The sequence below is a fragment of the Crocosphaera chwakensis CCY0110 genome (assembly GCF_000169335.1).
Classification (GTDB): Bacteria; Cyanobacteriota; Cyanobacteriia; order Cyanobacteriales; family Microcystaceae; genus Crocosphaera; species Crocosphaera chwakensis.
The window spans coordinates 1-20,430 of record NZ_AAXW01000020.1; the positions used below are offsets into that span (position 1 = coordinate 1).

21 protein-coding genes are annotated in these 20,430 nt (G+C 37.9%); 15 read left to right on the plus strand and 6 right to left on the minus strand.

Annotation, left to right across the window (positions count from 1 at the left end; genetic code table 11):
* Nucleotides 1-1,638 (plus strand): phosphopantetheine-binding protein (locus CY0110_RS13790; protein ID WP_008276067.1); only part of this gene is annotated, 1,638 nt, incomplete at its 5' end.
* Nucleotides 1,639-1,880: 242 nt separating this feature from the next.
* Nucleotides 1,881-2,963, plus strand: a complete 1,083-nt coding sequence (locus CY0110_RS13795) for a TIGR00341 family protein (RefSeq protein WP_008276068.1) — start codon at nucleotides 1,881-1,883, stop codon at nucleotides 2,961-2,963.
* 158 nt (nucleotides 2,964-3,121) lie between these two features.
* Here CY0110_RS13795 and CY0110_RS13800 read toward each other — a convergent pair whose 3' ends face one another.
* The gene (locus tag CY0110_RS13800) at nucleotides 3,122-3,622 is read right to left on the minus strand and encodes a hypothetical protein (RefSeq protein ID WP_035799432.1); all 501 of its coding nucleotides are present in this window, start codon (nucleotides 3,620-3,622) and stop codon (nucleotides 3,122-3,124) included.
* A 50-nt stretch (nucleotides 3,623-3,672) separates the two neighbouring features.
* Between CY0110_RS13800 and pth the strand changes: the two genes are divergently transcribed.
* Together pth and CY0110_RS13810 are read left to right on the plus strand one after the other, a co-directional pair.
* Nucleotides 3,673-4,287 (plus strand): aminoacyl-tRNA hydrolase, encoded by a 615-nt coding sequence (gene pth, locus CY0110_RS13805; protein WP_008276070.1) that lies wholly within the window; start codon nucleotides 3,673-3,675, stop codon nucleotides 4,285-4,287.
* A gap of 61 nt (nucleotides 4,288-4,348) precedes the next feature.
* Nucleotides 4,349-4,660 carry a 30S ribosomal protein PSRP-3 gene (locus CY0110_RS13810; RefSeq protein WP_008276071.1) on the plus strand — a complete coding sequence of 104 codons (312 nt, stop codon included), beginning with the start codon at nucleotides 4,349-4,351 and terminating at the stop codon, nucleotides 4,658-4,660.
* A 78-nt stretch (nucleotides 4,661-4,738) separates the two neighbouring features.
* Here CY0110_RS13810 and CY0110_RS13815 read toward each other — a convergent pair whose 3' ends face one another.
* Entirely contained in the window at nucleotides 4,739-6,361 is a 1,623-nt protein-coding gene (locus CY0110_RS13815; RefSeq protein ID WP_008276072.1) for a glycoside hydrolase family 57 protein, read from the minus strand.
* A 158-nt stretch (nucleotides 6,362-6,519) separates the two neighbouring features.
* Here CY0110_RS13815 and CY0110_RS13820 point away from each other — a divergent pair, with 158 nt between their 5' ends.
* From CY0110_RS13820 to CY0110_RS13830, 3 genes are all read left to right on the plus strand, one after another.
* Nucleotides 6,520-7,668: a histidine kinase gene (locus CY0110_RS13820; protein WP_008276073.1), complete on the plus strand. Its 1,149-nt coding sequence runs from the start codon at nucleotides 6,520-6,522 to the stop codon at nucleotides 7,666-7,668.
* An 88-nt stretch (nucleotides 7,669-7,756) separates the two neighbouring features.
* Nucleotides 7,757-8,458 carry a hypothetical protein gene (locus tag CY0110_RS13825; protein WP_008276074.1) on the plus strand — a complete coding sequence of 234 codons (702 nt, stop codon included), beginning with the start codon at nucleotides 7,757-7,759 and terminating at the stop codon, nucleotides 8,456-8,458.
* Nucleotides 8,459-8,587: 129 nt separating this feature from the next.
* Nucleotides 8,588-10,219 (plus strand): mechanosensitive ion channel, encoded by a 1,632-nt coding sequence (locus CY0110_RS13830; protein ID WP_008276075.1) that lies wholly within the window; start codon nucleotides 8,588-8,590, stop codon nucleotides 10,217-10,219.
* 85 nt (nucleotides 10,220-10,304) lie between these two features.
* Here the strand turns inward: CY0110_RS13830 and CY0110_RS13835 are convergent, their stop codons facing one another.
* The 3 genes from CY0110_RS13835 to CY0110_RS13845 form a co-directional block, all read right to left on the minus strand.
* Nucleotides 10,305-10,568 carry a GlsB/YeaQ/YmgE family stress response membrane protein gene (locus CY0110_RS13835; protein ID WP_008276076.1) on the minus strand — a complete coding sequence of 88 codons (264 nt, stop codon included), beginning with the start codon at nucleotides 10,566-10,568 and terminating at the stop codon, nucleotides 10,305-10,307.
* 190 nt (nucleotides 10,569-10,758) lie between these two features.
* Nucleotides 10,759-11,004 (minus strand): photosystem I iron-sulfur center protein PsaC, encoded by a 246-nt coding sequence (psaC, locus tag CY0110_RS13840; protein WP_008276077.1) that lies wholly within the window; start codon nucleotides 11,002-11,004, stop codon nucleotides 10,759-10,761.
* 208 nt (nucleotides 11,005-11,212) lie between these two features.
* Nucleotides 11,213-11,599: a hypothetical protein gene (locus tag CY0110_RS13845; RefSeq protein ID WP_008276078.1), complete on the minus strand. Its 387-nt coding sequence runs from the start codon at nucleotides 11,597-11,599 to the stop codon at nucleotides 11,213-11,215.
* Nucleotides 11,600-11,918: 319 nt separating this feature from the next.
* On the opposite strand from CY0110_RS13845, the gene CY0110_RS13850 reads away from it, so the two are divergent.
* The 7 genes from CY0110_RS13850 to CY0110_RS13880 all read left to right on the plus strand — a co-directional run bounded on the left by CY0110_RS13850 (nucleotide 11,919) and on the right by CY0110_RS13880 (nucleotide 17,443).
* Nucleotides 11,919-12,200 (plus strand): HU family DNA-binding protein, encoded by a 282-nt coding sequence (locus CY0110_RS13850; RefSeq protein ID WP_008276079.1) that lies wholly within the window; start codon nucleotides 11,919-11,921, stop codon nucleotides 12,198-12,200.
* Nucleotides 12,201-12,210: 10 nt separating this feature from the next.
* On the plus strand, nucleotides 12,211-13,272 hold the full coding sequence (gene cobD / locus CY0110_RS13855; protein ID WP_008276080.1) for a threonine-phosphate decarboxylase CobD: 1,062 nt from the start codon (nucleotides 12,211-12,213) through the stop codon (nucleotides 13,270-13,272).
* Between the two features lie 80 nt (nucleotides 13,273-13,352).
* Nucleotides 13,353-13,829 carry a hydrogenase maturation protease gene (locus tag CY0110_RS13860; protein WP_008276081.1) on the plus strand — a complete coding sequence of 159 codons (477 nt, stop codon included), beginning with the start codon at nucleotides 13,353-13,355 and terminating at the stop codon, nucleotides 13,827-13,829.
* A gap of 212 nt (nucleotides 13,830-14,041) precedes the next feature.
* Entirely contained in the window at nucleotides 14,042-15,601 is a 1,560-nt protein-coding gene (locus CY0110_RS13865; protein ID WP_008276082.1) for a hydantoinase B/oxoprolinase family protein, read from the plus strand.
* A gap of 35 nt (nucleotides 15,602-15,636) precedes the next feature.
* On the plus strand, nucleotides 15,637-16,392 hold the full coding sequence (gene fabG, locus CY0110_RS13870) for a 3-oxoacyl-[acyl-carrier-protein] reductase (RefSeq protein ID WP_008276083.1): 756 nt from the start codon (nucleotides 15,637-15,639) through the stop codon (nucleotides 16,390-16,392).
* 218 nt (nucleotides 16,393-16,610) lie between these two features.
* On the plus strand, nucleotides 16,611-17,096 hold the full coding sequence (locus CY0110_RS13875) for a universal stress protein (protein WP_008276084.1): 486 nt from the start codon (nucleotides 16,611-16,613) through the stop codon (nucleotides 17,094-17,096).
* Nucleotides 17,097-17,176: 80 nt separating this feature from the next.
* Nucleotides 17,177-17,443, plus strand: a complete 267-nt coding sequence (locus tag CY0110_RS13880) for a DNA repair protein (RefSeq protein ID WP_232285722.1) — start codon at nucleotides 17,177-17,179, stop codon at nucleotides 17,441-17,443.
* A 269-nt stretch (nucleotides 17,444-17,712) separates the two neighbouring features.
* On the opposite strand, the gene radA is transcribed toward CY0110_RS13880, so the two are convergent.
* Entirely contained in the window at nucleotides 17,713-19,272 is a 1,560-nt protein-coding gene (gene radA / locus CY0110_RS13890) for a DNA repair protein RadA (protein WP_008276087.1), read from the minus strand.
* Nucleotides 19,273-19,519: 247 nt separating this feature from the next.
* Between radA and rpaB the strand changes: the two genes are divergently transcribed.
* Nucleotides 19,520-20,251 (plus strand): response regulator transcription factor RpaB, encoded by a 732-nt coding sequence (gene rpaB / locus CY0110_RS13895; RefSeq protein ID WP_008276088.1) that lies wholly within the window; start codon nucleotides 19,520-19,522, stop codon nucleotides 20,249-20,251.
* The last annotated feature ends 179 nt before the right edge of the window (nucleotides 20,252-20,430 follow it).

Consider the following 20,430-nt stretch of genomic DNA (forward strand, 5'->3'; position numbering starts at 1 on the left):
CAAATGACTAAATCAATTCTGATTGGTCGTCCGATTGCTAATACAGAAGTTTATATTTTAGATGCTCATTTAAACCCTGTACCTATTGGGGTAATAGGTGAACTTTATATCGGAGGAGACGGATTAGCAAAAGAATATTTGAATCTTCCCGAATTAACTCAACAAAGTTTCATTAAAAATCCTTTTAATCCCCAAGAAAAATTATATAAAACTGGTGATTATGTTAGATACTTATCAGATGGAAATATTGAGTTTATAGAAAGAATAGACAACCAAGTAAAAATCAGAGGATTTAGAATAGAATTAGGAGAGATAGAAGCCGTATTAAATCAACATAACTATGTCAAAGAAGCTAAAGTAGTTAGCAGAGAAAATCAAGATAATAATAAGCAGTTAGTTGCCTATATTATCCCCAATTACAATCAACAATCTATCACAGAAATCAACGAGAAGATTCGTGAAGATTTAAAACAGCAATTACCTAATTATATGATTCCTGCTGCTTTTATGCTGTTAGAGTCTTTTCCATTAACCCCTAACGGAAAAATTAATTATCGCGCTCTTCCTGAACCTGATTTTTCTACTTTTCAAAGTAATTATGTGGCTCCTAGAAACGCAACAGAGGAAATTATAGCTAACATTTGGAGACAAGTTCTTACCATCAAAAATATTAGCATTCACGACAATTTCTTTGAGCTAGGAGGTCATTCTTTATTAGCAATTCGTTTATTAGCTAAAATAGAACAAGAATTTAACATTGATATTCCTTTATCTACCTTCTTACAAAATCCTACTATTTTTGCCCTTATTAATTTAATTAATGAAACCAAAAATATTAGTATAGAATCCTCTGTTGTTCCTGTTCAAACCCAAGGAGAGAAAATCCCCTTATTTTTTGTTAATTCTATAAGTTACGCTCAAAAATTTGCTTCCTATCTTGAAAAAGATCAGCCATTTTATATTCTCAATATTTTTGGAATAACAGAATTTTTGACCCCTAAACTAGAAAATTTAACCTTAGAAGATATTGCAACTAAATTCGTTGAAGATATGGAAAAAGCCTGTCCAAATAGTCTTTATCATCTAATTACTTACTGTGGAGATTTTTCTCTAACTTTAGAAATTATAAAACAATTACAAAGAAAAGGACATAAAATTCCTTTGCTTTTCTTGATTGATTCTTTCTGGGAACCTGAAGATTTAGGCGTTTACTTACATGGGTATAATCTACGTGAATTTGGTCTTGGTTATTTCCTTGAAAAAGTTAAAAGTAAATTTCGTTATCAAAAAGAACAATTCATTATTTTTCTAAAACAAACCCTATCTGAACTTTCTTCGGTGAATAAACAATCGTCACCTCGGTACATCAAAGATATTCAGCTACTCCGAGCTTTAAAAACGGCTAGAAGTCAATATTATCCTCAACCATCTCAAGCCAAAGTAATTTTATTCTTATCTCAAGAATATCGCCTACTCCATACATCCAACTTAACAAACTTTTTTAAAGATAATATTGAAGTTCACGAAATCCCTGGATATCATCATACTTTATTTCAAGAGCCTTATATTCAGGTATTAGTTACAAAATTAAATTCTTATCTGGAAACTTATCCTTTAGACGAACAAAACTTAAAATAATCTCCTTTTGAAAAAATCTCCACTTGAAAGGTTGTTTCGGATTCGTGAACGAGGATTAAGTATATATGTACTAATTAAAGTTAAACGGAGATCGCCTTCTGTTTCTCCATACTTAAGGAGCGAATATGTCTAAAGAATGATTTAAACATCACTTATATGGAGAATAATAAAGTAACTTCTATAATTTTCCTGGATTTCAATTGCTGTCCCTAACATATATCATCAATCCCTAAGTAATCGCCATGTCAATTATCCTTACTTATCATCCTCGCTACATCATCCGTGCCAAATTATTATTGTGCAAAATAAATAGGAGTTTTAAGAAACTATGGGAACAAGATAATGGTGATTGGCATTGGCTCAAAGAAAAACCCGTACCCATTGCTAGTCTTAATCGAAGTATTTGGCGGTTGTCTGTTCCCACTTTTAGCTTTCACTTCATGTTGAGCTTATCGACGATCATTGCCACCTTAGGACTACTAGCAAATAGTGCTGCGGTAATTATTGGAGCAATGATTATTGCTCCGTTAATGGGGCCTATTGTTGGCATGGCTTATTCTACAGCGATGGGTAACCGTCGGTTGCTACGTCGTTCTAGTTTTACCGTAGTAAAAGGGATTTTCTTAACTATTGGCGTTGCTTGGCTAGTTACTTCAATTATTGGTTTAGATACTGTCGATACAGAGATTATGTCTCGCGTAAAGCCAACCTTGATTGATTTTGGAATTGCTATGGCAGCAGGAGCAGCAGGAGCTTTTACTAATACCCGTCGTAGTATTTCTAGTGCTATCCCTGGAGTTGCGATCGCAGTCGCGTTAGTTCCGCCGTTAAGTGTTGTCGGTATTGGTTTGGCTCAAGGAGAGACAGATATTGCGCTTGGTGCGCTATTACTCTTTTTAACTAACCTGATTTGCATTGTCTTTTTTGGTAGTTTAGTCTTTCTGTTTCAATCCTATGGCAATATCGAACGAGCCAAAACAGGATTAGTAATGTCTACAGTAGTGATGTTCGTACTCGGCGTTCCTCTCAGTCTTTCAATGCGTGAGTTAATTATTAAAAAGAATGTACGTCATCAAATTGAAGACTTTATTTTCTATGAAACTGAAATATTTACCAGAGAGGCGATTAATTCGACTATCAACTCTATTGCAGTAACTCCCAAACATGGTTATCTTAAAGTAGATATTGAAGTGTCCGCTCCCCTTGGTTCAATTAAGCAAAAACAAGTTGAAGTAGTTCAAGATGCCTTAGCTAAAAAAATTGGTAAGGATATTTTCTTAAATGTCGAAGTTGTTCCTCTCCAACGTTTTACTGTGCCTAATTAATAATTAATGCTAGTTTTATATCTGAACTTTTCTAGTATTTCCCAAATTACATCATCTGTCAAATAAAAGTTATCGACTATAGTTTAGTATAAGAATAACTATTTGACTTAGTTTTTCCCATCGAACTCACGTAAAGTTAAATAGAAGTAAACTTATTTTTAACTATAGTTTTTGAGCCACATTTCTGCTTGTTCTTTAATAATCCTATTAATATTATCTCTTGTTGCATCCGGCCAATAATACTGAACATCACCATAGCTTAAATCATATTTAGCATTCCACAATAGATAAAAATCCATGATTTCTTTTAAATAATCCCAAGATAAATACAACTGTTCAATCTGTCTTAACATTCTTTCTTGGGATATTTTTCTAGTTAAAAATTCTTTTAAAATGACAGAAGTATAAGCAATAACAGCATCTTTTCCTGTTAACTCAGAAATATTAAAATCTTTGAGAGTTTTATTGACATAATCAGTGACTTCCCAACGATCATTCAAGTCAGTTAATCCTGCTAAAATACGCAGATTAGGACTATCATAACCTAAAGTTAATAACTCTATACCCCACTCAACCATATCTTCTGTAGGAACTCCTAAAGTATTAAATACTTGCCCTTTAATAAACATACTATTTCTAAGAACTGGAATAATAGCCATTTTAAGATAAAATAAAAATAAAAAGTAGAGAAAATATCTAGTCTAGCTAAATGTCTCCAGCAAACTCTAACGAATTAATTATCCCTCAATTAATTGTAGGATTAGGAAATCCTGAACCTAAATATGATAAAACCCGTCACAATATTGGTTTTGAAATGGTTGATCTTTTAGCTGAAAGTTGGGGACTCTCTTGGAAAGAAAACCGCCGTTTTCAAGGAATGATAGCAGAAGGAAACAGCAGAAATAATCAAAAAATCTATCTACTTAAACCTTTAACTTATATGAATCGTTCCGGTCAATCTGTCCGCGCGGTAACTGATTGGTATAAACTCGCATCAACGGATGTCTTAGTTATTTATGATGACATGGATTTATCCATTGGTCGTATAAGAATGCGCTTATCAGGATCAGCCGGTGGTCATAATGGGATGAAATCTATTATTTCCCATTTGGGAGGGCAAGATTTTCCTCGTTTGCGGATCGGGATTGGTAAATCTAATCAATTAGATAATACGGTTTCCCATGTTTTAGGACGATTTGCCCCTGAAGAAAGAACAATTATTAATAAAACCTTTCCTTTAGTGGTTGATGCTATTGAAACAAGCCTAAAAGAAGGAATTGAAAAAGCAATGAGCCTATTTAATCGTAAAACGGTGACTCAATAGGGTATAATAATGTGTTGTGTATTATTAAATATAGTTGTCGTTTATTCAACTGGAGGGGCAATTGGAGCCTAGATTTATTTTAAAAGTGCTATGGTTAGATGCCAATGTGGCGATCGCTGTTGATCAAGTAGTAGGAAAGGGAACCAGTCCTTTAACCGCTTATTTTTTCTGGCCACGCAACGATGCTTGGCAACAATTAAAAGAAGAATTAGAAGCGAAACACTGGATTTTAGAAGCAGAAAGAATCGAAGTATTAAATAAAGCCACAGAAGTGATTAATTACTGGCAGGATCTGAAAAATCAAGGTAGAAGCATTACGATGAAGGAAGCTCAAGGGAAGTTTCCAGAAGTTACTTTTAGCGGGAGTAATTAAATAAAGGCAGGAGACAGTAGGCAGAAGGTAGATGGTGTTAAGCGTATCTCACTTGTCAAGAGAAACACCATGATACATTTATTTTCTGTTCCCTGTTCTCTCTCCCCCGTTTTCTGAGAAACGATAAACCCGATAATCAAGATTCGGGAAAATATTATCCATTGTCTCAACGCTGTCTAAGAAAGTAGCATTGATAGTTCCTAGTTGAAAATCATCATAAATTTGGTTAAACCGTAGAAGATGGGTTTTTGTCCTTTCAACAGCATAGGGAACCATCGTACCCGTACGCATAATAAAAGCCCAATCAGAAGACTGTGCTAATAACAACTCTCGTGCAGCTTGATTTAAGGCCCTTTGTTCGAGTTCATCTGCTGGTTCTATGTTACTTAATTCAATCATCCGTTCCGTCGCTTCATGGAGATGAGGATAAATCCAAGTATTAGCATCATTTAGCCAAAACTCATGAAACCCCTTATAACCCCAACTCGACTGAGATAGACGACATAACTGCTGAGTGGGGTTATAGCGTAAATAATCAGCCAAATGAACCATATCAAAGGTACTTTGGTCATACCAAGCCTTACGAAATAAATAATCAATAAACCAGGGGCCCTCATACCACCAATGGCCAAACAATTCAGCATCATAAGGAGCCACCACGATTGGAGAACGCTGCATCATGTTAGCTAAATGAGCAATTTGTTGCTCACGATTGTACATAAAATTTCCTGCGTGTTCGGCAGCCTTCTCCTTAGCCCAATAAGGGTCGTAAAAAGCTTTATCCTCCATATTGCCCTGAATATTAGTAATTTTGTGGTATTTAATCCCTGTATTTTTTCGTTGACCATTGGGCATAATATAGGGCTTAATGTAATCATAATCAGCTTCCCAACCCAAATCCTTATAAAATTCTCGATATTCAGGATCACTCGGATAGCCCATTTTAGAAGACCAAACCTGACTAGATGACTCATGATCCCGACCAAAAGCAGCCACTCCTGCTTCGGTAAAGACAGGAGCATAGGTTCCATAACGAGGCCGAGGATGAGCGTATAAAACACCATGACCATCGATAATAAAATAACGTAAACCCGCTTGAGCCAGCATCGTTTCCAACCCCTCATAATAGGCACATTCGGGCAACCAGATGCCTTTAGGGGGGCGGCCAAAGGTTTCTTGATAATGGTCACAGGCTACTTTAATTTGTGACCAAACCGCTTGAGGATACATTTTCATCAACGGGAGATAACCGTGAGTCGCCCCAGAGGTCATGATTTCAAGATTATTGCTTTCTAGGAATTGCTTAAAGCCAGAAATTAAATCTCCATTGTATTGTTCCCATGTTTGGCGAATTTTAGTAAATTCTTGGTGATAAAATTCAGCCAAATAACGAATATGACCATTGTGTTGATTATTCTCAATTTCTTTAACAATTAGTTCTTCTAATTTACCCAGATGCTCCGCGTAGCGTTCTTGTAATAAAGGATCTCGCAACATTGACACCAGAGGAGGGGTTAAACTCATTGTGAGTTTAAAATCAATACCATCCCGTTGTAGTCCTTCAAAAACTCGCAAGAGAGGAATATAAGTTTCTGTAATAGCTTCATACAGCCACTCTTCCTCTAGGACATAGTCCCGTTCAGGGTGTCGTACAAACGGTAAATGAGCATGAAGGACAAGGGCAACATAGCCAAGAGCCATAATCGTTTTCAACCATTACAGTAAAATTTTTACAATTAAGCTATAAGATTAAGTGTAGTTGATTTTATACTATCTTAAGAATCTAGAATAAAATAGATAGGAAAAATCTCTTATTCAAAGAACCTTCTTCATTTGTCAGTATATAGTATTGAGTCGCAGTGCTAGAACCCCCCAACCATCAAACAACCGCTAAAACTGATCAGGCTGCACCGATGTCGATTCAGTTACTGTTGTTTGTCGATGAGCGTCCCAGTTCCCATGAGTATATTCAACCCATCCGAGACTACGTTAAAACCGTCAGCCAAGATTGTTCTTGCCAGTTAGAAGTGATTGAAATTCACGAACAACCCCATCTAGTGGAGCATTTTCGCCTAGTAGCTACTCCGGCCTTGGTTAAAGTCGTACCGGAACCGAGACAAACCCTAGCAGGAAGTAATCTTGTCAATCAACTGAAAAAATGGTGGCCAAAATGGCTATCATCCTTAGAAGAAAATCATGATGAGCCATTGGTAGAAAAATCCAACAATGTTGGTTATTCAGGGGAACTGATGCGTCTTTCTGATGAGATATTTCGTCTTAAGAAAGATAAAGAAAACTTACTTGAACAAATCAAGTTCAAAGATCAAGTTTTAGCGATGTTAGCCCATGATTTAAGAAGTCCTTTAACGGCTGCTTCTATTGCCGTAGAAACCCTAGAACTGGCGCAAAATCAAGCCCCTACTGAAAAAAAACAAAAATTAACAGTACAACTATTTCAACAAACCCGTAACCAATTTCGGGTGATGAATCGTCTGATTACAGATATCTTACAAGCATCCAAAAGCATGAATGCTCAACTACAAGTCCACCACACAGAAGTTTTCTTACCTCGCTTATCCAAGGAGATCGTAGAACAATATAACGATTTATTAACAGAAAAATCCTTAAAATTAATCCAAGATGTTCCCCAAGACGTACCCGGTGTCTATGCCGATGAAGAATTAATCCGTCAGGTGATTGTCAACTTGATCGATAATGCGATTAAATATACACCAGAAGGAGGAGAAATTACCCTATCGATTCTCCACCGCACCAGTCAAAAAGTACAAGTCAGTGTCTGTGATACAGGGCCTGGCATTCCTGAAGAAAAACAAGAGCGGATTTTTGAAGGTCACTTCCGCTTGCAAAGGGATCAAGGGAAAGAAGGTTATGGATTAGGGTTATCCTTATGTCGTAAAATTGTTCGTGTCCACTATGGCCAAATTTGGGTTGATAGTGTACCAGAACAAGGTAGTTGTTTTCATTTTACATTGCCTGTTTATCGTTAATGATAAACATGGGTAATCTCTTTATAGAGGTATTTTAAATTTCTCCACTAACTAGAAACCACAAGAGTCGCTCAATCATTCAACCGATATGCGTAAAGCTTTAATTATCGTCAATGCTGAGGTCAAAGCTGAAGGGACCACTTATTTAGCTTCCCCTGCAACAGAAAAAATGGTTATGGCACTTGAAACAGCCATCTATGCTGATTCTCCCTCAACTCAGGTTGAAGTGATAGCAGCAGCCACGTTATGGTCAAGAAATGTCCAGCCCCCCAAAGGTGATACCAATACTATCTATTGTCCCCTGACCATAGAAATACCGACTTGGCTATCTTTTCCCGAACAAAAAATTTACCAAGATTGCAAAGATATCAAAAAATGCAGACAATGGGTAGAAAACACCTTAGGGTACAAAACCAGTATTGGAGATTCCTGGTTAGGGGATTTATGGTTACCCATTGCCGTGACTCCCGCAGAATTCATCTATGGAGAGATTATTGGAGAAGGGGCATTCCCCAATTCCTACGAACAACCGATTACCTTAAATCAGTCCTTACGCCGTCCTCTTTATGAGTTAGCAGAAGGGTTACTAAAATCTCTAGATGCCCCTCCATCGTTGTACTTATTACAATTTCGTCTCAAAGGTCAACAGATTGTTTTTGACCGTTTATGGCCCTTTCCAGCAGCCCCTGCGATCGCTTCTCTGAACTATCCTTACCCTAATTTATTTGCTTGTTATTGGCATTGTTTGACCCATCAACCTCTTCCTAGTTTGACGGGAAGCTGTTCTTAATAGGCTAGGAACTAAGTATAATTAATTGTCAAGCGCAGTCTGGATAACTTCACCCATTTTGAACATTAAGTTGGTATTTCGTTATATTAAAACCGAAAATATACCGCTTGATTTTTCAAAGGTTATATCATGACTACGTTAACCCGCTGGTTTCTAGCACAAGAAACCCCAATTGTTGATCCGTCTTTATTAAATCAACTATTTTCTGATGGTTGGACTTTGTTACAAGGTCTGATTATTCTCTTAGTTGGTTGGATTATTGCCTCTATTGTCCGAGGCATTGTCAAAAAAGTTCTCAATAGTACCGAAATCGATAATCAAATCGCTGCTTGGATTGCTGGAGATGATTCCTCTGGTAGTTCAATTCCCATCGAAAAATGGGTCTCTGATTTTGCTTATTGGCTAATCATTCTCTTCGCTGTTGTTGCTTTTTTAAACACGCTGCAACTTGAGGCAGTTTATGAACCTCTCAATAGTCTTCTCGGAGAAATTACCAATTTCTTACCCAAACTCTTAGGGGCCGGAATCCTTGTGGCTATTGCTTGGGTCTTAGCTGCCTTATCAAAAACACTCATTACCCGTGTTTTAGCTACCTTTAATCTAGAACAACGGTTAGGAGGAGACAGCGAGCAAATTTCTGTGTCCCAAACCATCGGTAATGCGGTTTACTGGTTGGTTATTCTGCTGTTTTTACCCTCGATTCTCAGTACCCTTCAGTTAGAAGGAACCTTAGCACCAGTACAAGGACTCTTAAATGAAATTTTAGCCATTATTCCCAATATTCTCGCTGCTGTCATTATTGCAGCCGTGGGCTGGGTTGTGGCTAAAATTGTACAACGGGTGGTTAGCAGTTTATTAGCCACAACTCCCCTAAACCAAGTTGGGGAAAAATTCGGCTTATCCAGTGATCCCACTGGCAACTCCTTATCCAATATCATTGGCACCGTTGTTAATGTCCTCATTTTAATTCCTGTTGCAATTACTGCTTTAGACGCGCTGCAAATTGACGCTATTTCCGAACCAGCAACGGATATGCTCAATCAAATCTTAAATCTCTTGCCCAAATTATTTGCAGCCACAGTGGTCTTAGGGTTAGCTTATGTGGGAGGACAGTATCTCTCAGACATGGTAACGAATGTCTTAAGAAGTGTTGGCTTCAACAACATTTTTCAATGGTTGGGTATTGCTCAAACTCCTACAACGCCTCCAACTCCTACAACCGCCCCAACTCCCGCAACTCCAATCGATACGACTGAAGTTCCTCCCACTGTACCGCCTGCAACTTCAACTGATACCATTCCAACGCCTACGACTTCAACCCGAACCCCTTCAGAAATCGCCGGGATTGTTGTTTTAGTTGTTGTGATGTTACTTGCGTCTTTAACGGCGGTAGATATCCTTAAAATCGAAGCGTTAAGAGTAGTAGTTGGGGCGTTGTTAGCTATTGCTGGTCAAGTTTTGGTAGGACTGGCTGTTTTAGCTGTGGGACTCTACTTGGCTAATTTTTGCTTTAATCTCATTACCAACTCAGGCACTCGTCAAGCTAAATTTTTAGGCCATACGGCTCGCATTTCTATCCTCATCTTTGTGGTGGCCATGGCCTTGCAACAGATGGGAATTGCTCCCAATATCGTCAATTTAGCCTTTGGCTTATTAGTGGGTGGTATTGCTGCAGCCATTGCCTTAGCCTTTGGGTTAGGAGGACGAGAAGTGGCTGGCGAACAACTGCGAGAGTGGTTAAATAACATCAAACAAAACTAGGAAATTAATGTTATAGGGGTCAACGATTGTTGACCCCTACGAAAATGGTAAAAGTTATCTTATTCAGATTAAGTGTGAGCAAAGGTTAGCCACGATTAATTAAACCCCAGAGCCAAATAGCAATAATTGCCCCTAATACAGCAATAACAACTCCTGGAATGCTTAGAGATGCTCCAACCAATTGTAGGGTTCCTGTGCGGATGAAAGTCATTAGGGTTCCGCCAATAAATGCCCCAATAATTCCGAGAAACATTGTGGCTATAAAGCCACCTCCCTGATGACCAGGAAAAATAAATTTAGCGATCGCCCCGGCTAATAAACCTAAAATAATCCAGGCAATAATATTCATGATAATTAATCGCTCCTAAAATTTAGTCTAAGTTTTTTAAATTTTATCTTTGACCTCTAATGTAATACATCTTTCTTGAGAACTAGAAGTAGCAATATGTGAGTAAAAATAAAAAATAAAAGTCCCACCTAATCTATTTGTCGATTAGGTGGGGGAAATGTCATAAATGACAAGTTTAATTGCAGGTTTTTTAGTAGGCTAATCCCATACTGCGGGTTGTTTCTGCCCCAAGATAGACACGGATGCTTAAGAAATCCGTAGGACAAGCTGTTTCACATCGTTTACAGCCGACACAATCCTCTGTTCGGGGAGATGAAGCAATTTGACTTGCTTTACAACCATCCCAGGGAACCATCTCTAAAACATCTAGGGGACAAGCGCGAACGCACTGAGTACAACCAATACAGGTATCGTAGATTTTAACTTTGTGTGACATTGATTCCGGCTCCTTAACCGAGTGTTCTCCTTAGTCAAGCACTTCAACTAAAATGAATTCTAGTCGAGGTTTCCCAACTGAACAAAGACTTAAGAGTATCTTATCTGTCTGTTGTAAAAATAGTCAGGATTAAGGGCTAGTTTACCGCAGTGGTAGAATCTCCTCATAAAAATTGTGGTAGAACTTTAAATTATGTAACAATCGAGGCTTAATCAGGATCATCAAATTGTTTGACCGAGACATCAACCACATCCACATCAATAGTTCCTGGGGGAGTCACCCGTTTAAACTTACCCTCTTCAATTTCTAGTGCTTCACCACAACTAGGACAGCGCGTGTCTACCCCATTAAACCCTGTAAATTCATAGCTACACACGGGACATTGATTTTCGACTAAGTTACGCTGAACCCACCATCGTAATATCCATAATCCAATCACAGGCGTAATTAAAATCACCCCCAATAAAATCAAAAACCCATTAACCACCCATCCCAAGCCAACAGAGACTAATAAGATGGCCAATAAAAGTAAATTTAATAAACACCCTAACCCAGAATTATTGAGCCATAGTAGTTTTGGAGAATAATTATTCACAATCTCTCTCCTAGGTTGCTTTGTTTAGCGACTGATGTCTCTCTATGTTATCGCTATCCCCTATCTCATTGGCAAAAAATCCTTAAACTTTCCTTCTATTGACTTAATTGATTTGAACTGAAATACAAAAAATCTATATAAATTACTGTTTTAAGGGATCGATTGGGGACAATTCGGCTTAGAATAATGCAGTGAAACATTTAGCCTATGGGGATTTTGGCGATTTATGTCTATAAATATTACTTATAATTCATCCTTTTTTTATTAGGATGTGCCAAAACACCATAGGACATAACACACAATATCAGGAGATTATTCGATGAATAAAGGTGAATTAATTGATGCAGTCGCTAATAAGGCTGAAGTCACCAAAAAACAAGCAGAAACCGTAATTAGTGCCACCATAGAGACAATTATGGAAGCAGTGGCGGGAGATGATAAAGTCACTCTAGTGGGTTTTGGTTCCTTTGAAGCCCGCGATCGCAAAGCTCGTGAGGGACGTAACCCCAAAACCAATGAAAAAATGAGTATTCCTGCTACTAAAGTCCCTGCTTTTTCGGCCGGGAAGTTGTTTAAAGAACGGGTTGCGCCGAAAAAGTAGTTTTCGGCAGATGAAACAACCCATTCATGGTGGTAATTTAGTCTGGGCAGCTGCTCAAATCGGCTGTCCAGTTTCTTCTATTGTAGATTTTTCTGCTAGTATTAATCCTCTCGGTCCTCCTCAATCTGTTCTAGCAGCTATCCAAACGGCTTTAGACACTCTTAAACATTACCCTGACCCCTATTACCTAAAATTGAGACAAGCTCTCTCACAATGGCATCAATTGCCCTCTGATTGGATTTTACCGGGGAATGGGGCAGCAGAGTTATTAACCTGGGCTGGCCGGGAATTGGCACAGGAACAACAAACTTATGTCATGACTCCTGGATTTAGGGATTATTGGCGAGGGTTACAAGCATTTGGGGCAACCATTACCCCTATTTCTTTTCCTTGGCAAACCGCTAACTGTTTTGATCTTTTGGATAACTGTCCCGAAACTGATGCCGGGATTATTATTAATAATCCTCATAATCCAACAGGTAAATTATTCACCACAGAGACGTTATTATCCCTATTAGAACGGTTTAACTTAGTGGTGGTTGATGAAGCATTTATGGATTTTGTCCCCCCTTCTCAACAACAAAGTTTAATTCCTGTCATTGAAGACTATCCGAATCTAGTGATTTTGCGATCGCTGACTAAATTTTATAGTCTTCCGGGTCTGCGGTTAGGTTATGCGATCGCTCATCCTCACCGTTTACAACAATGGCAAACCTGGCGTGATCCTTGGCCGGTCAATAGTTTAGCGGTTCATGCTGGTATTGCTGCTATTCAAGATGAAGCGTTTACCCAACAAACCAGACAATGGCTATTATCAGCTTATCAACAATTATTCACAGGATTATCACAAATTCAAGGTTTAGAACCGATTCCTAGTTCTGTTAATTTTATCTTAGTTAAAACTCAAATTCCGAGTTCTCAATTACAACTAAAATTATTACAAAAGTATCGTATATTAATCCGAGATTGCTTAAGTTTTGAAACCTTAGGCGATCGCTATTTTCGCATCGCAGTCCGCACAGTTGAAGATAATAATAAATTACTTGAGGGTTTATTAACTATTTTCAGTTAAAGGCAATAATTTTGTTTTAATTTTAGTAACTGGATAGCTATAACTATAATAGCTAATAATCTAAATTAAAAAGATAAGAGATGTTGACAGTAATTGGTTGCGGTAATCTTAATCGATGTGATGATGCAGTTGGCGTTATCATTGCTCAGAAATTACAAAAGATTTTTCAAGACGCTAACTTATGTAATCTAAAAATTTATGATTGCGGGACTGCTGGAATGGAAGTGATGTTTCAAGCAAGAGGAAGTGAAAAATTAATTATTATTGATGCTTGTTCGACAGATTCAGAGCCAGGAACTATTTATAAAGTACCAGGAGAAGAACTAGAAGAATTACCCGAACCTAGTTATAGTTTACATGATTTTCGTTGGGATCATGCTTTAGCAGCAGGAAGAAAAATATTTAAAGAGGAGTTTCCTAATGATGTAACGGTTTATTTAATTGAAGCAGAAAATTTAGGATTAGGATTAGAAATTAGTCCTAGTTTAAAAGATCCTATTAAAAAAGTAATTGAATCGATAGAAAAGGACATTAATAATTTTTATTCAAAAAATTAGATTTTTCTAGATTGATTATGATAAATTACTAACAAAAATACCAATTTAGCAAGACTCTATGTCTAAAATTATTAAAATTGTTTAGGATATAACCCCTCCTCTTAATTAACTCAATTACTCAATTGTTTGATTGATTCCTTCTACAGTTCCTTTGGGGGTTCTGTTCAAAATGAAATTTTAAAAATAGTAACCATTAAATTCTATTACTTGTTATGTTAAATTTATCTCGACCTGATCCTATTTACCTCGAAATCTTCAAAAATCTCTATCAATTTATTGCTGAGCAAATGGGAATTACTCTACAAAATACGGCATCTTCAGTTAATATTAAAGAACGGCTAGACTTTTCTTGTGCAATTTTCGATCAACAAGGGTTATTAGTGGCAAATGCACCTCATATTCCTGTTCATTTAGGCAGTATGAGCGAAAGTATTAAAAGTCTTATTCAAGATAAGGAAAATAAGCTACAACCTGGGGATGTTTATCTCTCTAATAATCCCTATAATGGCGGAACTCATTTACCCGATGTCACTGCTATAACTCCTGTATTTGATGATAACAATCAACACATTTTGTTTTATGTTGCTTCCCGTGGACATCAAGCAGATATTGGGGGAATTACACCGGGTTCGATGCCACCTCATTCTACTTCAATTTTAGAAGAAGGGATCTTATTTGATAACTTTTTATTGGTGGAAAAAGGGCAGTTTCGAGAACAAAAAGTAAGAGATATTTTAGCTGATAATCATTATCCAGCGAGAAACCCTGAACAAAATATTGCTGATTTTCAGGCACAAATTGCAGCCAACGAAAAGGGACTTCAAGAACTGCAAAAAATGGTTAGTCAATATGGGTTAGAAACGGTACAAGCTTATATGAAGTTTGTTCAAGACAATGCCGAAGAATGTGTCAGAAAAGCCATTGAGGTTCTGACTGATGGGGAATTTAATTATCAAATGGATCAGGGAGCAGTGATTAAAGTTAAAGTGACAATTAACAATCAAACTCGTAGTGTAACCATTGACTTTACAGGAACATCCGAACAATTAAATAATAATTTTAATGCCCCCAAAGCTGTCACACAAGCTGCGGTTTTATATGTATTTCGTACCTTAGTCAATGATGATATTCCCCTCAATGCCGGCTGTCTTAAACCCTTACAGTTAATCATTCCTGAAGGTAGTATGTTAAACCCTAAATATCCGGCTGCTGTGGTTGCTGGAAATGTAGAAACCTCTCAAGTGATTGTTGATACTTTATATGGAGCTTTAGGGATATTAGCAGCCTCTCAAGGAACTATGAATAATTTCACTTTTGGTAACGAAACCTATCAATATTACGAGACAATTTGTGGTGGTTCTGGTGCTGGAATTAACTTTAATGGAACTGACGCAGTACAGACTCACATGACCAACTCTCGATTAACTGATCCTGAAGTCTTAGAATTTCGTTATCCTGTGTTAATAGAGGAATTTAAAATTAGAAAAAATAGCGGAGGAAAAGGTCAATATTCTGGAGGGAATGGTGTTATCAGAAACATCAAATTTTTAGAACCCATGACCGCTAATATTTTATCAAGTCATCGAGTTATTTCTCCCTTTGGGTTAGCTGGAGGAGAAGCCGGAAAAGTTGGGAAAAATTGGGTTAAACGCAAAGATGGAACAAAAGAAATATTAAATAGTACCGCAACGATAGAAATGGAATTTGGAGATAATTTTATTATAGAAACTCCTGGAGGTGGAGGGTTTGGAGATTCTCACCTCAAAACATAATATAATTGTCAAGCAATCGAGAAAAGGTAAGTATTATGTCAACTGTCGCCCCACCCCTCAGCGAACAAGTGGCCATTGTTACCGGAGCATCACGGGGTATCGGTCGAGCGATCGCCGTAACATTGGGAACCCTGGGTGTCAAAGTCGTGGTCAACTATGCCAGTTCTAGCAGCGCAGCCGACGAAGTGGTAAAACAGATCACAGAAAGCTCAGGAGAAGCGATCGCTGTCCAAGGAGATGTATCCCAAAGCGAACAGGTAGATAACCTCATCAAAACCACCTTAGATAAGTTTGGACGCATCGATATTTTAGTTAACAATGCAGGGATCACCCGTGATACTCTCTTAATGCGGATGAAACCCGAAGACTGGCAAGCGGTGATCGATCTCAATCTCACCGGGGTTTTTCTCTGTACCAAAGCTGTTACTAAACCCATGTTAAAGCAGAAAACAGGGCGTATTATCAATATTTCTTCGGTGGTAGGAGAAATGGGCAACCCCGGTCAAGCGAATTATAGCGCAGCTAAAGCCGGGGTGATCGGTTTAACCAAAGCAGTGGCCAAAGAAGTGGCTAGTCGTGGTGTTACTGTCAATGCCGTTGCTCCTGGGTTTATTGTCACCGATATGACTGAGAAAGTCAAAACAGACGATATCCTTCAATTTATCCCTTTGGGACGGTTAGGAACCGCCGAAGAAGTTGCAGGAATGGTGAGATTTTTAGCCACCGATCCAGCGGCCGCTTATATTACCGGACAAGTGTTTAATGTTGATGGTGGTATGGTGATGGCCTAGAACCTTGTGATAGAGACTTAAAACAATTAAGTCTCTGAAAAATATAATTTAATCTAAGAGGGTAGGGTGGGTAAATCAGCGATCAATCTAGACTACCCGTAAAATAGAAAACTTTGCCCACCTTACAAAACTGGGTTTTCATGTTCATAGAACAAACACTTTCTAATACTTAGTTCAATAGAGTATTCACAATCAAGCTATTTATCTTTAGAAAAACCATGTATCAAAAAATTTTAATCGCGTTAGATATGTCAGAAATGGCAGAAACAGTCTTTGACCACGGCTTATCATTAGCAACACAAGAAAAAAATCCACAATTATTATTGCTACATATTCTCTCAGGAGAAGAAGAAAATAGTCCTTTACCAGTTCCTCCTGATCTTAAAGAAATGTATCCGGCAGCCGGTAATGATTTAACCCTAGAAACCTGGAAAGAACAATGGCAAGCTTTTGAAACATCTGGAAACGAAATGTTAGAATCTTATCAAAAGAAAGCAATAGAAACAAATATTAAAATAGACTATAAACAAATTTATGGTAATCCTGGATCGAGAATTTGTAAAATAGCCAATGAATGGCACGCCGATGTCATTGTTATTGGTCATAGGGGACGCTCTGGACTCGAAGAATTTTTCTTAGGGAGTGTTAGTAATTATGTGTTACATCATGCTCATTGTTCTGTGTTAATTGTGCAACCTAAGTGAAAAATGTTGATTTTAGTTTAATTTTTGGTGTCTTCAAGGGAATACTAATAGACATCAAAATGATATCGGAAACGACTCAAATGATCGACAAGCACCAAAATAATGTGTTAACTATATTGTTTATGCGTTTTGATGTTAACCCATCAGAAGGAATAAAGATTGCAGAAGGATGGTTAAAAGAGTATTCTCAAGAAACTTGGGAGACTCTTTTAAGATTATTAAAAAGCAATCAACTCACTTTAGTTAACAAAGAGCTAAAACCAGTTACCCAATCTACTAAAATCACAGCTAAAAACAGTAATCAATTACAAGAGAAAAAACGCCGATATCGAGGCATTGAATATTAGTTTTTCAAACTATTCCATTAGTGAAGAGCGACTCATTAATTGTCAACTTCACTACTTATATCAATCTCAAGCATTATAATTATAGCAGTCCCTATACTTGTAAGGTACAAAGACAAATATGAGAACTACTATGTACCGATTTTTCCCTAATTTATAAATGGTGTCATCGGGGATGCCTTTATTATTAGCAATTTTAATGAAATCATTAATAGCATTAATAATAAAATTTTGATTTCTAGATTGATAATTAACCATAAATTTTCTGAGGTTTAAAAGTCTTCAGAATGCTCTTCTTCTGCAAACTCCTCTAAATCTTTACCGAACTTTTGTTGAGGAGGAATCGCAGCAATAATAGCATCAATTACTTTACCAACTGGGACAATTTCGATGCCAATATCATCAGCAAAACTCTGTCCTTTGGGAACGATCGCCCGTTTAAATCCTAATTTTGCTGCTTCTTTTAACCGTAATTCCATTTGAGCGACTAAACGAACCTGTCCCCCTAAGCCAACTTCCCCAATTAATACGGTTCTAGGATCAACTACCCTGTCTCGAAAACTCGCTACAACGGCGATCGCTACCCCTAAATCAGCAGCCGGTTCTTCTACCCCTAAACCCCCGGCAGAAGCCACATAAGCGTCTAATTTGGATAACGGTATCCCTACCCGTTTCTCCAACACGGCTAAAATCTGTTGTAAGCGACTATATTCCACTCCCGTAGTAGAGCGACGAGGAGACGCATAGCTGGTGGGACTCACTAACGCTTGTAACTCCACCACAATAGGACGAGTTCCTTCGCAAGCGACAACGGTTGCCGTTCCAGGAACAAACTCATCTCGGTTGCCTAAGAATAATTCTGAGGGGTTCTCTACTTCCACTAACCCATGTTCAGCCATTTCAAAAATACCGATTTCATGGGTTGCTCCAAAACGATTTTTAACTGATCGCAACAGACGATGGGAAGCATAGCGATCGCCTTCAAAATAGAGTACCGTATCCACTAAATGTTCTAAAACTCTTGGCCCTGCGATCGCCCCTTCTTTGGTAACATGACCAACGATAAACAGAGTGATATTGTCCCGTTTCGCTACTTGCATCAAAGCGGAGGTACATTCTCTAACTTGGGCAACTGAACCCGGCGCAGAAGTCAACGCAGCAAAGTATAAGGTTTGAATACTATCGATAATGGCCACTTGAGGTTGTAAGGATTCTAATTCTCGTAAAATCTCTTCTAAGTCCGTTTCTGGGAGAATGAAAAGGTTAGCCTTATCTAAGTCCTTCTCTTTCTTTTTAGCAACTTTGCCATTGCCATTTTTGCCATTACTGTCTGCTTTTTTAGCTTCATTCACACTACTGGCTTCTGCTACTCCTAAACGAGAAGCCCTTAACTTAATTTGTTGGCCTGATTCTTCAGCCGAAACATATAAAATACGGGGTAATCTTTGGGATAATTGGTTAGCGGTTTGTAATAATAATGTAGATTTACCAATGCCAGGATCTCCCCCAATTAAAACCAAAGATCCAGGAACCACACCACCCCCTAACACTCGGTCTAATTCCCCATAACCGGATTGAAAACGAGCTTGTTCTTCTTCGGTAATATCATTAAAAGAGACAGAAATACGAGGTTTTGGGGCAACATTGGCACGATGATCTGTTCTGCCGTTAGATTGCCAGCCACCTCTGGCGACTCCCACAGGAGAATTCGAGGTGCTAACCATTTGTTCTTCTAGGGTTCCATAGGACTGACAAGCTTCGCACTTACCAAACCATTGAACCGATTCTGCACCACAAGCACTACAAATGTAGATAGTTCGTGTTTTAGCCATAATGAAATTTAAAGAAACGTTAAAAAAATTAAAAAAATACTGGATTTCAACAAAAAGACCCTAGAAAATGATAAGGAGTATTAAGAGGATAACCCGCCTTAAACTCAGATTATGTTTAGATTCTAAAGCAAGAATTGAGGCTTAAGGATAGCAAAAAAGGGATATTCTGGATCTTAGGAAGATCAATGGGAAACCATTTAACTTAAAGATTAGCAATTTTACTTAGTATTAGGGAGCTTGGCCAAAATTGGAAACACATAAAGAGAAAATTTTAGTCGTTGATGACGAAGCTAGTATTCGTCGCATTCTAGAAACCCGTCTTTCTATGATTGGCTATGATGTGGTTACCGCAGCCGACGGAGAGGAAGCGTTAGACATCTTTCATGAAGCCATTCCCGACTTAGTGGTATTAGACGTGATGATGCCTAAGTTAGACGGTTATGGAGTTTGTCAAGAGTTACGCAAAGAATCAGACATTCCTATTATTATGTTAACCGCTTTAGGAGATGTAGCCGATCGCATTACAGGGTTAGAATTAGGGGCTGATGATTATGTGGTCAAACCTTTTTCTCCCAAAGAATTAGAAGCGAGAATTCGTTCAGTTCTTAGACGAGTTGAAAAAAATGGCGCACCGGGTATTCCCAGTTCTGGAGTTATTTCCATTGCCTCGATTAAAATTGATACCAATAAACGGCAAGTTTATAAAGGCGATGAACGCATTCGTTTGACGGGGATGGAATTTAGTTTATTAGAGTTACTCGTCAGTCGTTCAGGGGAACCCTTTTCCCGTTCTGAAATTTTACAAGAAGTTTGGGGCTATACTCCGGAACGTCATGTGGATACTAGAGTAGTGGATGTGCATATATCTCGTTTAAGAGCAAAATTGGAAGATGATCCGAGTAATCCTGAATTAATTTTGACTGCTAGGGGAACAGGCTATTTATTTCAACGCATTTTAGAACCAGGAGAAGAACCTTAATTATGATTAGGGGTTTAATCGGATTAAACCCTAAAATCACACGAATCAAACTGTTCCCTATTCCACTTCGACTAAGCTCATTGTAAACCTATTCCCTGTTCCCAAAAACTAAAAAATTCGAGACCTAACCAGTATGGAAATGACGCTCTAAAAGTGAAGAAAGTAAAAACAAAAACAGT